General features: G+C 61.9%; 13 protein-coding genes. 2 read left to right on the top strand and 11 right to left on the bottom strand.

The window, feature by feature from the left end; genetic code table 11:
* Positions 1 to 47 precede the first annotated feature (47 nt).
* Both gltX and gltA read left to right on the top strand, forming a co-directional pair.
* Entirely contained in the window at positions 48 to 1469 is a 1422-nt protein-coding gene (gene gltX, locus NKH43_RS12360; protein ID WP_352858325.1) for a glutamate--tRNA ligase, read from the top strand.
* Between the two features lie 178 nt (positions 1470 to 1647).
* On the top strand, positions 1648 to 2976 hold the full coding sequence (gene gltA / locus NKH43_RS12355; protein WP_023717718.1) for a citrate synthase: 1329 nt from the start codon (positions 1648 to 1650) through the stop codon (positions 2974 to 2976).
* Positions 2977 to 3064: 88 nt separating this feature from the next.
* Here the strand turns inward: gltA and lpxB are convergent, their stop codons facing one another.
* The 11 genes from lpxB to pyrH all read right to left on the bottom strand — a co-directional run bounded on the left by lpxB (position 3065) and on the right by pyrH (position 14468).
* Complete coding sequence (gene lpxB / locus NKH43_RS12350) at positions 3065 to 4231, bottom strand: lipid-A-disaccharide synthase (protein ID WP_352716615.1); 1167 nt, start codon at positions 4229 to 4231, stop codon at positions 3065 to 3067.
* Positions 4221 to 5123, bottom strand: a complete 903-nt coding sequence (locus NKH43_RS12345; RefSeq protein ID WP_023717720.1) for an LpxI family protein — start codon at positions 5121 to 5123, stop codon at positions 4221 to 4223. The genes lpxB and NKH43_RS12345 overlap by 11 nt, the downstream gene beginning before the upstream one ends.
* 6 nt (positions 5124 to 5129) lie before the next feature.
* Positions 5130 to 5963, bottom strand: coding sequence for an acyl-ACP--UDP-N-acetylglucosamine O-acyltransferase (lpxA, locus tag NKH43_RS12340; RefSeq protein WP_023717721.1), 834 nt, complete (start codon positions 5961 to 5963; stop codon positions 5130 to 5132).
* Between the two features lie 13 nt (positions 5964 to 5976).
* Entirely contained in the window at positions 5977 to 6441 is a 465-nt protein-coding gene (gene fabZ / locus NKH43_RS12335) for a 3-hydroxyacyl-ACP dehydratase FabZ (RefSeq protein ID WP_023717722.1), read from the bottom strand.
* Entirely contained in the window at positions 6434 to 7492 is a 1059-nt protein-coding gene (gene lpxD / locus NKH43_RS12330; protein ID WP_352858322.1) for a UDP-3-O-(3-hydroxymyristoyl)glucosamine N-acyltransferase, read from the bottom strand. The genes fabZ and lpxD overlap by 8 nt, the downstream gene beginning before the upstream one ends.
* A 182-nt stretch (positions 7493 to 7674) precedes the next feature.
* Entirely contained in the window at positions 7675 to 10029 is a 2355-nt protein-coding gene (bamA, locus tag NKH43_RS12325; protein WP_352858319.1) for an outer membrane protein assembly factor BamA, read from the bottom strand.
* A gap of 217 nt (positions 10030 to 10246) precedes the next feature.
* Complete coding sequence (gene rseP / locus NKH43_RS12320; protein ID WP_352482672.1) at positions 10247 to 11389, bottom strand: RIP metalloprotease RseP; 1143 nt, start codon at positions 11387 to 11389, stop codon at positions 10247 to 10249.
* Between the two features lie 104 nt (positions 11390 to 11493).
* Entirely contained in the window at positions 11494 to 12327 is an 834-nt protein-coding gene (locus tag NKH43_RS12315; protein ID WP_352858315.1) for a phosphatidate cytidylyltransferase, read from the bottom strand.
* A 3-nt stretch (positions 12328 to 12330) separates the two neighbouring features.
* Complete coding sequence (locus NKH43_RS12310; RefSeq protein ID WP_023717727.1) at positions 12331 to 13053, bottom strand: isoprenyl transferase; 723 nt, start codon at positions 13051 to 13053, stop codon at positions 12331 to 12333.
* A gap of 32 nt (positions 13054 to 13085) precedes the next feature.
* Positions 13086 to 13640, bottom strand: a complete 555-nt coding sequence (frr, locus tag NKH43_RS12305) for a ribosome recycling factor (protein ID WP_084642476.1) — start codon at positions 13638 to 13640, stop codon at positions 13086 to 13088.
* Between the two features lie 105 nt (positions 13641 to 13745).
* Complete coding sequence (gene pyrH, locus NKH43_RS12300) at positions 13746 to 14468, bottom strand: UMP kinase (protein WP_023717729.1); 723 nt, start codon at positions 14466 to 14468, stop codon at positions 13746 to 13748.
* Positions 14469 to 14476: the final 8 nt, after the last annotated feature.

The raw sequence follows: 14476 nt of genomic DNA, 5'->3' as shown, positions 1-14476 counted from the left end.
CGCGCGAAAGTCCGCAAACCCACTTCCTTCGCCTGCCTGAGAGTTCCATGCCCGACAAGGTCGTCACCCGTTTTGCCCCCTCGCCCACCGGCTATCTGCATATTGGCGGGGCGCGCACGGCGCTGTTCAACTGGCTGTATGCCAAGCACACAGCCGGCACGATGCTGCTGCGCATCGAGAACACCGACCGCGAGCGTTCCACCGATGCTGCAACCGCGGCCATCCTCGACGGGCTTTCCTGGCTTGGCCTGACATGGGACGGTGAGCCGGTGTCGCAGTTCGAGCGTGCGCCGCGCCATCGCGAGGTGGCCGAGGAACTCGTTCGCATGGGCAAGGCCTATTATTGTTACGCGACGCCTGCCGAGTTGGAGGCAATGCGCGAGAGCGCACGAGCGAAGGGGCTGCCTCCCCGCTATGACGGCCGCTGGCGCGACCGCGACCCCTCCGAGGCGCCGGCCGGCGCCAAGGGGGCGATCCGCATCAAGGCGCCGACAGCCGGCGAGACGGTTGTGCATGACCGCGTCCAGGGCGACGTGCGCTTTCCCAACAAGGATCTCGACGATTTCATTATTCTGCGCTCGGACGGCAACCCGACCTACATGCATGCCGTCGTCGTCGACGATCACGACATGGGCGTCACCCACATCATCCGCGGCGACGACCATTTGACCAACGCCGCCCGCCAGACGGTGATCTACCATGCCATGGGGTGGGAGGTGCCGTCGATGTCGCATATCCCGCTGATCCACGGTGCCGACGGCGCCAAGCTGTCGAAACGGCACGGTGCGCTCGGCGTCGAGGCCTATCGCGCCATGGGCTACCTGCCGGAGGCGCTGCTCAATTATCTGGCGAGGCTTGGCTGGAGCCACGGCGACGATGAGATCATGTCGATCGCCAACATGATCGCATGGTTCGACATTGGCGACGTCAACAAAGGCGCCGCCCGTTTCGACTTCGCCAAGCTCGAGGCGCTGAACGGCGTGCACATGCGCCGCATGAACGACGCGGCGCTGCTCGACATCTTCATCGCCACTCTGCCCTATCTCGACGGCGGTCCGGCGATCGCAGCTAGCCTCGACGACAGACGCAAGGCGCAATTGCTTGCCGCTTTGCCAGGCCTGAAGGAGCGCGCCAAGACGCTGGTCGAACTTGTTGAAGGGGCTGCATTCCTGTTCGTCGAGCGGCCGATGCCGGTCGACGAGAAGGCGGCGGCGCTGCTCAGCGGTGAGGCGCGCGCGATCCTGCGGGGCGCTCATGCGGCACTGGCCACGATTTCGGACTGGTCTGCCGCCTCGGCGGAAGCCGCGATCCGCGACTATGCGCAGGCCGGCGGCCACAAACTCGGCGCCGTGGCCCAACCTCTGCGCGCCGCGCTCACCGGCAAAAGCACCTCGCCCGGCGTCTTCGATGTGCTGGCCGTGCTTGGCCGCGAGGAAAGCCTGGCGCGGATTGCTGATCAAATCGATTAGGAAACTGGCCCAAGAAGATTGGCATTGAAAGGTGTGTTTCGCAGTGCAACATTGGGTCTTGGCCTAATCTGGCGCGCAGATTCAATTGCGGGCGCAAATGTGCGTATTCCGATGCTTTTGACGTGTTGGGTTCAATGTTTTGCCGTTGCCGGCCTGAGGAAACAAAAAGGAGTTTGCTATGACCGAACCTGCGACAAAGATGGAATTTGGCGGCAAAACCCAGGCGTCGACGGCAAAACTGGAACTCGACGGCAAAACCCATGAATTCAAGATACGAAGTGGTTCGGTGGGACCTGATGTCATCGACATCGGTTCGCTCTACAGCACCACCGGCGTATTTACCTACGATCCCGGTTTTACGTCGACGGCGAGCTGCGAATCGGAAATCACCTTCATCGATGGCGATGCCGGTATTCTCTTGCACCGCGGCTACCCGATCGACCAGCTGGCCGAGCACGGCGACTTCCTCGAAGTCTGCTATCTCTTGCTCTACGGAGAACTACCGACCAAGGCGCAGAAGGACGATTTCGACTACCGGGTGACGCGCCACACCATGGTGCATGAGCAGATGTCGCGCTTCTTCACCGGCTTCCGCCGCGATGCGCATCCGATGGCGGTGATGTGCGGCGTGGTCGGCGCGCTGTCGGCCTTCTATCACGATTCCACCGATATCTCGGACCCTTATCAACGCATGGTCGCCTCTATGCGGCTGATCGCCAAGATGCCGACGATCGCGGCGATGGCGTATAAATACCACATCGGCCAGCCGTTCATTTATCCGAAGAACGAACTGAATTTCGCAGCCAACTTCCTGCATATGTGCTTCGCCGTGCCTTGCGAGGAATACAAGATCAATCCGGTGCTGGCGCGCGCGATGGAGCGCATCTTCATCCTGCACGCCGACCACGAGCAGAACGCCTCGACCTCGACCGTCCGCCTCGCCGGCTCGTCGGGCGCCAATCCCTTTGCCTGTATCGCTGCCGGCATCGCCTGCCTGTGGGGTCCTGCACATGGCGGAGCCAACGAGGCAGCCCTGAACATGTTGGGCGAGATCGGCCATGTCGATCACATCCCGGAATTCATTGCGCGCGCCAAGGATAAGAACGATCCGTTCCGATTGATGGGCTTTGGCCACCGCGTTTATAAGAACTACGATCCGCGCGCCAAGATCATGCAGAAGACCGCGCACGAAGTTCTGGGCGAGCTCGGCATCAAGGACGATCCGCTGCTCGACATCGCCATGGAGCTGGAAAAGATCGCGCTGACCGATTCCTATTTCATCGAGAAGAAGCTCTACCCCAACGTCGATTTCTATTCCGGCATCACGCTGAAGGCGCTGGGCTTCCCCACTACCATGTTCACCGTGCTGTTCGCGGTTGCCCGCACCGTCGGCTGGATCGCGCAGTGGAAGGAGATGATCGAGGACCCGCACCAGAAGATCGGCCGTCCGCGCCAGCTTTATACCGGTGCGCCGGAACGGGATTACGTGCCGATCGCGAAGCGGTGAAGGTAGCGAGTAGCGAGTAGCGAGTAGTAGCTGAAGCAGCTTGGCTGTTACGGCCAGCACCATTTCCTATTCGCTACTCACTACTCGCTCACTTCCTCACCATGCCCATCACCACCCCCGCCGCCATCTCGCCTGACGGCTTGTCGGTTGCCATACGCCCGGCGATTTCGGCAAAACCGTCCTTCTGCCAGGCGCGGTAGGCGGTATCGGAGAATAGCGCCTCCAGCTGGCGCGCCAGATAATGCGGACGCACATATTGGTTGTAGTGTTCCGGCACGACCGGCCGGTCGGCGATGAGATTGGGCAAGGCTGCGCTCCAAACTTTGATCAGTCCCTGCGCCATGCGCATGACCGGATCGAGCCGGTAGCAGGAGATCATCGGCACGCCCGCCAGTGCCAGTTCCAGCGATACCGTCCCCGACGCGATCAGCGCCGCATCGGCCTTGCCGAAGGTCTGCCATTTGCGTTCGGCATCAAGGATGATCTCCGGCTTCTCGTTCCAGCTCGCAACCGAGGTCCTGACCAGGTCGGCGACGTGCGGCACCGTCGGCAACAGCAAGCGCAAGCGGTGCCCGCGCGCCCGCAGGATCGATACCGTTTCGCCGAACGGCCCGACCAGGCGCCGCACCTCGCCGCGACGCGAACCGGGCAATACAAGCAACGTTTTCACACGGTCGGCGGAGAGGTCACGCGGCTGCGCCTGCGCCCTGGCGGCACTGACTATGCCCGGATCGTGTGCAAGGCGATGCCCGACATAGGTGCCGGGCGGCCCGCCCAGGCGAGCGAGTTCCTTCACCTCGAACGGCAGGATACAAAGAATGTGATCGACATATGGCTTCATTGCCGCCGCCCTGCCCGGCCGCCAAGCCCATACGCTCGGGCAGACATAGTGGACGATCGGGATCGTCGGATCGGCGGCGCGCACCTTCTTGGCGACGCGCAGCGAGAAATCCGGACTGTCGATGGTGATAAGGCAGTCGGGCTTTTCATCGACAATCGCGTTTGCCGTCTGGCCGATCCGCCGCATCAGGCGCGGCAGGTCGCGCAGGATAGCGCTAAGCCCCATCAGCGCGATCTCGCTGCCGTCGAACAATGGCGCCAAACCGAGCGCCTGCAAATGGCGGCCGCCGATGCCTACGAGCCGAACTTCGCGCCCGGTCATGCGCTTTAACGCCTGCACAAGGTCGGCGCCAAGCAGGTCGCCGGACTCCTCGCCGGCGACGACGGCTATCTTCAACGGCTGCTCATTCGCCATGCGCCGGCTCCGCAGCAGGCAGGCCGATCACGAACAGGCCGAGTGCATTGGCACGCCCGATGGTGGCAGGACCTTCGAGCACCAGCGAGCGGCCGGCTTCGACGGCAATGCCGGCCAGTCCGGCGGCATGCGCCGCCTCGACGGTCAGCGGGCCAATGGAGGGCAGATCGGCACGCAGTTCCTGACCGGGCTTGGCGCATTTGACCAAAACACCACGGCTCCTGCCAGCCAGCCTGCCGTGCCCGCGTAATTGTTTTGTCCGCTCGAGCAGCCCGTCTGTGCCCTCGACGCCTTCCAGCGCGATGGCGCGGCCACCAACCGCAACAGCCGCCTGGCCAATATCCAGCGCGCCGATAGCTTTTGCTGCAGCGTGCGCCGCCTCGATGTCGCGCCAGTCGGATTTGCGTGGCGCCATCTTGGTCAGCGGGCCTTCAGCGGCGACCAGTTCCGGCACGATCTCGTGAGCGCCGACAACCTTGATGCCGCTGCGCTCGATCCTGCGCACGAACAGTTTCAGCACCGTATCGTCCCCCCGGGTTACACCGACGAGAAGGCTGGGTAGCCAGGCGAGCAGGCCCAAATTGAGGCGCATGGCGCTCAGCCTGGGGCGGCGCGTAATATGTCCCGCGGTCACCAGATGCGTAACGTGATGCCGCTTGAGCATCGGCAGCAGCGAGCCGACGTCCTCCAGCCTCAAGCTTGCCTGCTCATAGGGCTCGAAATCGACTATGCGGTCGACCTCGCCCGCCGCCATGACGACGAAGGGAGGTTTGCCTTGCCGGGCGAGCGCTCGGGCAATTTCGACCGGGAGACTGCCGCCGCCGGCGATGATGCCGACCTTGGCATCTGGCGCGAGATCAAGGCCCTTTCCGGCAGCCTCAATCTTCGTCATCTGCCCTCAGTCTTCATCATCGGTATCGTCGCCGTCGCCACCTTTGAGCGACGGCACGGCATAGTGCCGCTTGCCGCGGCCAGCGATGAAATCGACGATCTTCATGGCCGTCGGCGACGAGGCGAATTCCGCCTTGGCGAACTCGATGTTTTCGCCGACGGTCCGAGAGCGATCGAAGATCGTGTTGTAGGCTTTGCGCAGCAAGTGGATCTCGGAACGCGGCAGGCCGGCGCGCTTCAGGCCAATGATGTTGAGGCCGCGAAGGCTGGCACGGTTGCCAACGGCGATGGCGTAGGGAATGACGTCGCCGACGATCGCCGAGCAACCGCCGAGAAAGGCGTTATCGCCGATGCGGACAAACTGATGAACCGCGGTAAGGCCGCCGATGTAGACATTGTCACCGACTTCGCAATGCCCGCCTAACGTCGCTTGATTGGCGAAGGTGGCGTTCCTGCCGACCACGCAGTCATGTGCAATGTGGGCATAGGCGAGGAAATTGCCGTTGTCGCCGATCGTCGTTTCGCCGCGGCTGGAATCGGTGCCGAGATGCATGGTGACGCCTTCGCGGATCGCGCAGTTCTCGCCGATCACCAGCGTGGTACGGCCGCCCTTGTGCTTGGTGTTCTGCGGCGGCCCGCCCAGTATCGCCATCGGATAGACCTTGGTCGATGCACCGATGGTGGTCGCGCCCATCACCGACACATGGCTGACCAGTTCGACACGGTCGCCGATCACGGCGTCGGGGCCGACGTAGCAGAAGGGTCCGATGCGGGCGCCTTCGCCGATTTGGGCGCCTGCCTCGATGACCGACGATGGATGGATGACTGTCTGGATTTTCATTAGCATTCGTTTGTCAGCCGCTTGCGACCATCATTGCCGAGATCTCGGCTTCCGCCGCCTTGGTGCCATCGACGAGGGCCTCGCAGGCGAATTTGAGAAGATTGCCGCGTTTCTTGATTTTCTTCACATGAATTTTCAGCTGGTCGCCTGGAACGACCGGCTTGCGGAACTTGGCATTGTCGATGGTCAGGAAATAGACCAGCGACGGCTTTTCCGTACCAAGGCTGCGGATGCAGATGGCGCCGGCCGTCTGCGCCATCGCCTCGATGATCAGCACGCCGGGCATGACCGGCTGGTCGGGGAAATGACCTTGGAAATGCGGCTCGTTTATGGTGACGTTCTTGATGCCGATGGCGGATTCGTCGCCATCTATGTCGACAATGCGGTCGATCATCAAGAACGGATAGCGGTGCGGCAGGAGCTTCATCAGCCGCATTATGTCAACCGCTTCGAGCGTCGCCGCTGCGATCTCAGCCATTTCCCCCCTCACCCTGTTTGCGCGTCCGTGCAAGTCTGCGCAAGGCCGCTATCTCGCGCATGGCTTCCGCCATCGGCTGCGCCGGATATCCTCCCCAAATCTCACCTGCAGGCACATTGCTCATAAACCCGCTTCTTGCGGCAAGCTTGGCCCCGGACCCGATGGTCAAATGATCCGCAAGGCCGACGCCGCCACCCATGGTGACGTTGTCGCCTACCGTCACGGAACCGGAAATACCCGAAAGCCCGGCTATAATGCAATTGCGGCCGATGCGAACGTTGTGGGCGATCTGCACCAGATTGTCGATCTTGGTGCCCTGGCCGATGATCGTGTCGGACATGGCGCCGCGATCGACGGTCGTATTCGAGCCGATCTCGACGTCGTCCTGAATGATGACGCGGCCGATCTGCGGAACCCGCTCCGGACCCTTGGCGCCGGCAACGAAACCGAAGCCATCCTGGCCGATCCTGGCACCGCCATGGATGATGACGCGATTGCCGATCAACGCATATTGCACGCTTGCACCTGGACCGACATAGCCGTCGCGGCCGATCTGAGAGGAAGGACCGATAACCGCATGCGGGGCAATGACGGTTCCGCTGCCGATGGCAGCGCGCGGTCCGATGACCGCGCCTGCTTCGATGATCGCACCGGCCTCGACATGGGCGGTCGGATCGACATGGGCGTGCGGCGAGATACCGGTTTCGCCGGTCATCGGTCCAGGCGTTGCAGCCGCCGGGAAAAGCAGGCGCCCGACCATTGCGAAGGCCTGCTGCGGGCGCGGATGTACCAGCACCGCGATGCCCGCCGGCGCCTTACCGGCAAATTCGGCAGGGCAGAGAACCGCTGCCGCCCGCAGTGACTGCATCAGGGCGAAATTGCGCCTGCCGTCGACGAAGACCAGCGCATTCTCGCCGCCCTCATTGGCAGGCGCCAGAGCCTCGATCGATATATCGGACAGGCCGGAATCGACAAGCGTCGAGCCGGTCAGATTCGCGACTTCGCCGGCCGTATACCGGCGTGAGGGCGCGAAGAACACCGGATCGGTCATTCCAGAAGCAATATCCAGCTAGCGCATGACCCCGAAAATCGGAAGTCGATCCTCGGAAAGGATCATGCGCAAAAACAAAGTGCTACAACATCCTTTGCGTGTCCAATAGGACGCGCTGCGCTGTAGTGTCGGATCACCGCCCATCCGGATCCAAACGAGCCGGAAGCATCGTTACCCGCACATCAGAAGCGGGTCGATATGCCGAAGTTGAACTCCTGCACGTCGTCGGTCTTTTCCTTCTTGACCGGGATCGCATAGTCGATGCGGATCGGACCGAAGGGCGATGCCCACATCAGGCCGACGCCGACAGAAGCGCGCCATTCCATTCCGGTTGTCGACGGATCGACAAGGCCACTTGCAATCTTGCTGCCGTAGAGCGTTGCCGCGTCGGCAAACACTGCCCCGCGCAGGCCGAAGCTTTCCGGGATGACCGGCAGCGGGAACTGCGCTTCGGCCGAGGCATTGAAATAAGTGGTGCCGCCGAGATGGTCGTTGCGGTTGTCCAAGGCAACCGGACCGATGCCACCATATTCGAAGCCGCGGATCATCCGGTCGCTGCTCTGGAAATGGTCGAAGACACGCAGGTCGCCGCTGCCATATCCCTGGACATGGCCGGCGCCGCCCGAAATGAGGCCTACCAGATCCAATTGTTCGGACAACGTCTGATAGATGCTGCCGCGCGCCGTGACCTTGATGAACTTGGCGTCGCCGCCGACGCCGGCCACTTCGGTGTTGACGTTGGCATAAAGGCCGTCATGCGGGTTCTTCATGTCGTCGATGGTGTTGTAGATCAGGCCGAGGCTGACCGACGACTTGAGCCATGGGCTCTCGTTAACTCCGTTTTGGATCGCCTGGGAGACGTTGCAACCGGCCATTGGGTCGCAGTCTTCGTCGAACTCGTACTTCTCTTGCGCGATATTGTACGCGAGCTGCGTCGTGATGTTGTCGGTGATCGGCAGACCGAAACGCACTGTCGCGCCCGTCGTATCGCTGTCGTAATGGTCGTAGTTTCGGCTCTGCTTGTAGATGTCGAAGCCGGCCGCGATGCGCCGCCCAAGGAAATAAGGTTCGGTGAAAGAGAAGCTGTAGTCGCGCGAGTTCTTGCCGCCGCCCGCCGCCACCTTGATGAATTGGCCGCGACCGAGGAAATTGCGCTCACTGATGGAACCTTCGACGGACGGACCTGACGTTTCGCCACCAGTCGAATAGCCGGCACCGATCGAGAATTCACCGGTCGACTTCTCGACTACGTCGACCACCAACACCACCTGGTCCGGCTCAGAGCCCGGAACGGTGGAAATCTCGACTTTCTCAAAATAATCGAGCGCTTCCAGCCGCCTCTTCGCGCGCTGGACGAGAACCTGGTTGAACGCATCGCCTTCGCTGACATCGAATTCACGGCGAATGACGTAGTCGCGCGTTCGATCGTTTCCGCGGATCTCGATGCGCTCGATATAGGCCTTGGTGCCCTGGTCGATTGTATACACAACCGAGATCGTGTGGTTTTCGAAGTTGCGATCGCCGCGCGGCGTCACCTGGGCGAAGGCATAGCCCGAACCGGCGACTTTCTCGGTCAGCGCGATGATCGTGTCCTCGACGTCCTTGGCGTTATAGACATCGCCCTTGTGGGTCTGGACTACCGATTCAAGCGACTTGCTGTCGACCTCGGGGATTGTGCTTTCGACACTGACATCGCCGAACGTATAACGCTCGCCCTCCTGCACCGTGATGGTGACGGTGTATTTGTTGGTGGTGTCGTCGAGTTCGCCGACAGCCGACACGACCTGGAAGTCGGCATAGCCGTGATTGTAATAGAAGCGGCGCAACAGCTCTTGGTCGGCCCGCAGCTTGTCCTCGTCATAGACGTCGTCGCGCAGCACGAAGGAAAGGAAGGACGAGCGCTTGGTGGAGATGATGTCCGACAGACGGCGGCTCGAATAGGCGCTGTTGCCGACGAAATTGATCGCTGCGATCTGGGTGCGGCCGCCTTCGTTGATGTTGAAGACCACGTTCACGCGGTTGTCGCCGAGATCCATGATCTGGGTGGTCACGGCGGCGTCGTCGCGGCCGATACGCCTGTAAGCGGCCTTGACCGCCTCAACGTCGGTGTCGAGTTGCTGTTGCGAGAAGGTGCTGCGCGGCTTCAATTGCACCGCAGCTTCAAGCGCGTTGTCCTTGAGCTTCTTGTTGCCCTGGAACAGCACCTGGTTGACGACCTGGTATTCGGAAACCTTGATGACCAGCGTCGATCCGACTTGGTTGATCTGCACGTCCGAAAACAGCCCGGTGCCGAACAGCGCCTTGACCGCATCGTCGATGTCGGAGCTGGAAAACGCCTTGCCCGGCTTGATCGTCACGTAATTGCGGATGGTGTCCGCGTCGACACGCTGATTGCCGGTGACTTCGACTCTGGAGACGACAGCCGCCTCGGCGGCCGATGTGGCAACGAACTGCACTGCGAGCGCGCCTGGTACAACCAGAGCGGCGGACATAGCCACCGCGGACGCGGCGCTCAGAAACTTGGATGCTGCCTTCATCGGGCTTTTGTACCTTTTCTCGAAGTCCCCACGGCGAGAAAACCGGACGTGCGGTAATTTCCCCTACCGTATTAACCGGATTTTCCCTACACGCAAGGCTTCTGGTTAATTTGTATTTACTTAACCCTGTGCCGTGGCTTTCGCGTCACGCATATCCCCACGCATGGTAAACGGCGTCTCAACATTGCTCGTGCCGAAGCCAAATTCCTTCATGATTTCAGCACCCAAACAGATCGTTCCAGAAAACAAAGCCCATGAAGCCGAGCACCAATATGAGGCCGCTTCGGTAAGCCATTTCCATCATCCGTTCGGACACCGGCCGCCGGATGACAGCCTCCACGCCGTAGAACAGAAGATGCCCTCCGTCGAGGGGGGGAATCGGCAAAAGGTTGAGAATCCCGATCCCGACTGACAGGAATGCAACAAGCTGTACGAGCCATTCAAAGCCGAGCTTTGCCGCCTGACCCGACATCTTGGCGATCTTGATAGGGCCGCCCAGCTGGCACTTGTCCTCGCGACCGACAACGAAACGTTGCAGGAACTGGCCGGTGCGCTGAATGACGTGTCCGGTTTCCTGGACCGCTGCCCCGACCGCCCCGGCCGGACTGTAGGTGATCAGCCGTGGCTGGCCGAGTTCCTTGTTGTTGACGACGCCGATCACGGCCACCTGGACCTTGTTGCCCAGTGCGTCCTGTTGTTCCATCAAGCGCGGCGTCGCCGTGACGGTGATTTCCTTGCCGCCGCGTAGCATGACGAAGGTGATGCTGTCGCCGGCACGGCCGGAGACCAGACGCTGGACGTCGGCAAAGGTCTCGACCTTGCTGCCGTCGACGCTGACGAATCGGTCGCCGGGCATGATGCCGGCCGCCGCCGCCGGACTGCCGACGGTAACCTCAGCCACCATCGGCTCCAGCACGGGACGGCCATGGACAGAAAAAAGCACGGAAAAGACAGCAATCGTCAGCAGGAAGTTGAACAGCGGCCCCGCCACCACTGTCGCCGCGCGCTTCCAGATCGGCTGCGTGTGGAAGGCGACCTTGCGTTCTTCGTCGCTCAGCGCCTCGATCTCCTCCGAGCTGGGTTGGCTCGACGTCGCGTTCATGTCGCCGACGAACTTGACGTAGCCGCCGAGCGGTATGGCGCAAAGCTTCCAGCGTGTGCCGCGGCTGTCGTTGAAGCCGATGATTTCAGGGCCGAAACCGATCGAAAAGGCCTTTGCGCCGATACCGCACCAGCGGCCGACGAGGTAGTGGCCCATTTCGTGGACGAAAACGACCACGGTCAGCACGAACAAGAAAGGCACCAGCGTGCCGAGGACAAAGCCCTCTGTGCTGAAAACCGCGTGAAGAATCTCGTTCAATTCATGCCCTCAAATTCATCCACGGCGCAGGTCACGCCGCGACTGTGACATCAATCCAGGCGAATCCATGGCGCAACCCGCACCAGCCCGCCGTCGGATGCCGCTCAAACCGGGAACAGTCCCTGTGCCGGATGGTCGGCGGTCGCGGAAATCCAGCCGATGACGTATAGGGCGAAAGCCGCCGCGACAAGCCCGTCGACCCGGTCCATGATGCCGCCATGGCCGGGTATCAGCGCGCCGGAGTCCTTACGGCCGTGGTGTCGCTTGACCCATGATTCGAACAGGTCGCCGGCTTGCGCGACAATCGAAAGCACCAGTGCGATCACGCCAAGCACGACAAGGTTGCCCGTTCCGGCTACGGCGGCCAGAAGCAGCCCGGCCACCACGCCGCCGATCGCCCCGCCGAGCGCCCCGCTCCGCGTCTTGCCCGGCGAGATCGACGGCGCCAGCCTTGGACCACCGACGGAGCGGCCGACGAAATATGCAAAAATATCGGTCGCCCAAACCACGGCGAACAGAAAGAGGATGGCCAGCAGCCCGGAACGGTCGCCGTCGCGCAAGAAGGCCAGCGACAGGCCGGAAACCGCCGCATAGGCAAGGCCGGATGCTTCCCACGGTCCTGCCTTGCGCATCGACGCCGCGATGGCAGCGACAACAACCAGAGCCGCGACGAGCGGCAGCAGCAAAGACGCTGACAGGCCGGCGATGAGGGCACCGATAAAGACCACGATCAGCGCTTCGGGCAGAAAGCCAAGACCTGTCGCAGCATTAACACCTGTCGGGGCAGCTGGACGGCTCATCCGCGTCCACTCGTAGAAGATCACCGCCGCCATGGCAGCGCAAAGCAACCGGAAGGGCAGTCCGCCAAGCCAGGTCAGGCCGAGCGTGACGATGGCAAGCACGACGGCCGAAATGACGCGGAGCTGAAGGTTGCTCATCCCTCAGCCCGAGGCGACGTCTTGGGCGGCAAGTCCGCCGAAGCGGCGCTCGCGGCCGGCGAAATCGCGCAGTGCATCGGACAGGTGCTCGCGACTGAAGTCGGGCCAGTAGCAAGGCAGGAAAACAAGTTCGCTGTAGGCGGCCTGCCATAACAGGAAATTCGACAGCCGAAGCTCGCCGCTGGTGCGGATGACCAGTTCCGGATCCGGGATGCCCTCTGTGTCGAGCGAGTTGGCGAAGGACTCTGCCGTGATCGCTTCGCTGTCGATCTCGCCACGCGCCACCGCCGCGGCGAGCTTGCGCGCTGTGCGGACGATCTCGTCGCGCCCGCCATAATTGAAGGCGATGACCAGCGTCAGCGCCTCGTTGCGGAGAGTGAGCGTTTCGGCTTCCTCGAGCAGGCCTCTTATGTCGGGCTGCAGCCCCGCCCTGTCACCGATGACCCTGATTCGGACGCCGCTCTGGTGCAACTCGGCGAGATCGCGTCGGATGAAAAGCTTCAGCAGGCCCATGAGGTCGCTGACTTCGGATTTCGGCCGTGACCAGTTTTCCGACGAGAAAGCGTAGACGGTCAGGAAGGAGATGCCCAGGTTAGGGGCGGCGCGCACCGTCTTGCGCAGCGCTTCGACGCCGGCGCGGTGACCGGCGAGCCGCGGCAAGCCGCGCGCCTTGGCCCAGCGTCCGTTTCCGTCCATGATGATCGCGACATGCGCGGGCGTTGCCATGTTCTCGCTTCCGGGCCAGCCGTGGCTAGACCCTAGACCTGCATGATTTCCGCTTCCTTGTCGGAAAGCAGGTGGTCGATGGTGCTGATTGTCTCGTCGGTTAGTTTCTGAACCTGGTCGGCCCGTTTGCGGTGGTCGTCCTCGCTGATGTCGCCGTCCTTTTCCGCCTTTTTCAGAAAGTCCATGCCGTCCCGGCGAACGTGACGCACAGCGACGCGGGCATTCTCGGCATAGCCGTGCGAGATCTTGACAAGCTCCTTGCGGCGCTGCTCGTTGAGTTCAGGCAACGGGATCCTGAGATTGGTGCCGTCTACGATAGGATTGAAGCCGAGATTGGATTCACGGATGGCGCGGTCGACGGCACTGACCATCGACTTGTCCCAGACCGAAACCGAGATCATGCGCGGCTCCGGCACCGACACGGTTGCCACCTGGTTGATCGGCATGGCGGTGCCGTAGGCCTGCACCTGGATGGCGTCGAGCAGGCTGCTCGACGCGCGGCCGGTGCGCAGCGAAGCCAGATCATGCTTGAACGCGGCGATCGCCCCGTCCATGCGCCGTTTGAGATCGTCGTATTCGCCACTCATCATCGTCTCCTCGACCCGTTTAGCCCGGGTTCACTGCCTTGAGGGTAAAACCCTGTTCGAGCCTCAATCCGCGAACTGGTCCCTTTTTCGGGTTCACGGTCCGGATTAATCGTCGGCGACAACCGTGCAACGGCCGCCGCCACGCAGGATATCACCGAAACCACCCTTCTCGTGGATCGAATAGACGATTATCGGAATGTTGTTTTCGCGCGCAAGTGCAATCGCCGCGGTATCCATGATCGAAAGCCCGCGTTTTATGACGTCGCTATGGCTGATGCGCTCGAAGCGTGTCGCGTTCGGGTCCTTCTTGGGATCAGCCGAATAGACGCCATCGACCTGAGTGCCCTTGAACAAAGCATCGGCGCCGATCTCGGCGGCGCGAAGGGCTGCAGCCGAATCGGTAGTGAAAAACGGATTGCCGGTGCCACCGGCGAAGATGACGACCTTGCCCTGGTTCATGTAGGCGGTTGCCTGACGCTGCGAAAAACTTTCGCACAGCTCGGGCATGGCGATCGCCGACAACACCACGGCGTCGACGCCGATCTTGTTGAGCGAGGTGCGTAGCGCCAGCGAATTGATGACCGTGGCAAGCATGCCCATATGGTCGCCGGTGACGCGGTCTCCGCCTTTTGATGCAACCGCGACGCCGCGAAAGATGTTGCCGCCGCCGATGACGACACCGACCTCGATGCCCAGTGCGCGGGCCTCGGCAATGTCGGCGGCGATGCGGTCGACCACCGATACGTCGATGCCGAAATGCTGTTCGCCCATCAACGCTTCGCCCGACGCTTTCAGCAAGACACGTCGGTAGAGGGGCTTCACCGTCATCTGGTCCT

Origin of the sequence: Mesorhizobium sp. M1163 (assembly GCF_040318415.1) — a bacterium.
Taxonomy (GTDB): domain Bacteria; phylum Pseudomonadota; class Alphaproteobacteria; order Rhizobiales; family Rhizobiaceae; genus Mesorhizobium.
This window is presented reverse-complemented; position numbering and strand designations above follow the sequence as displayed.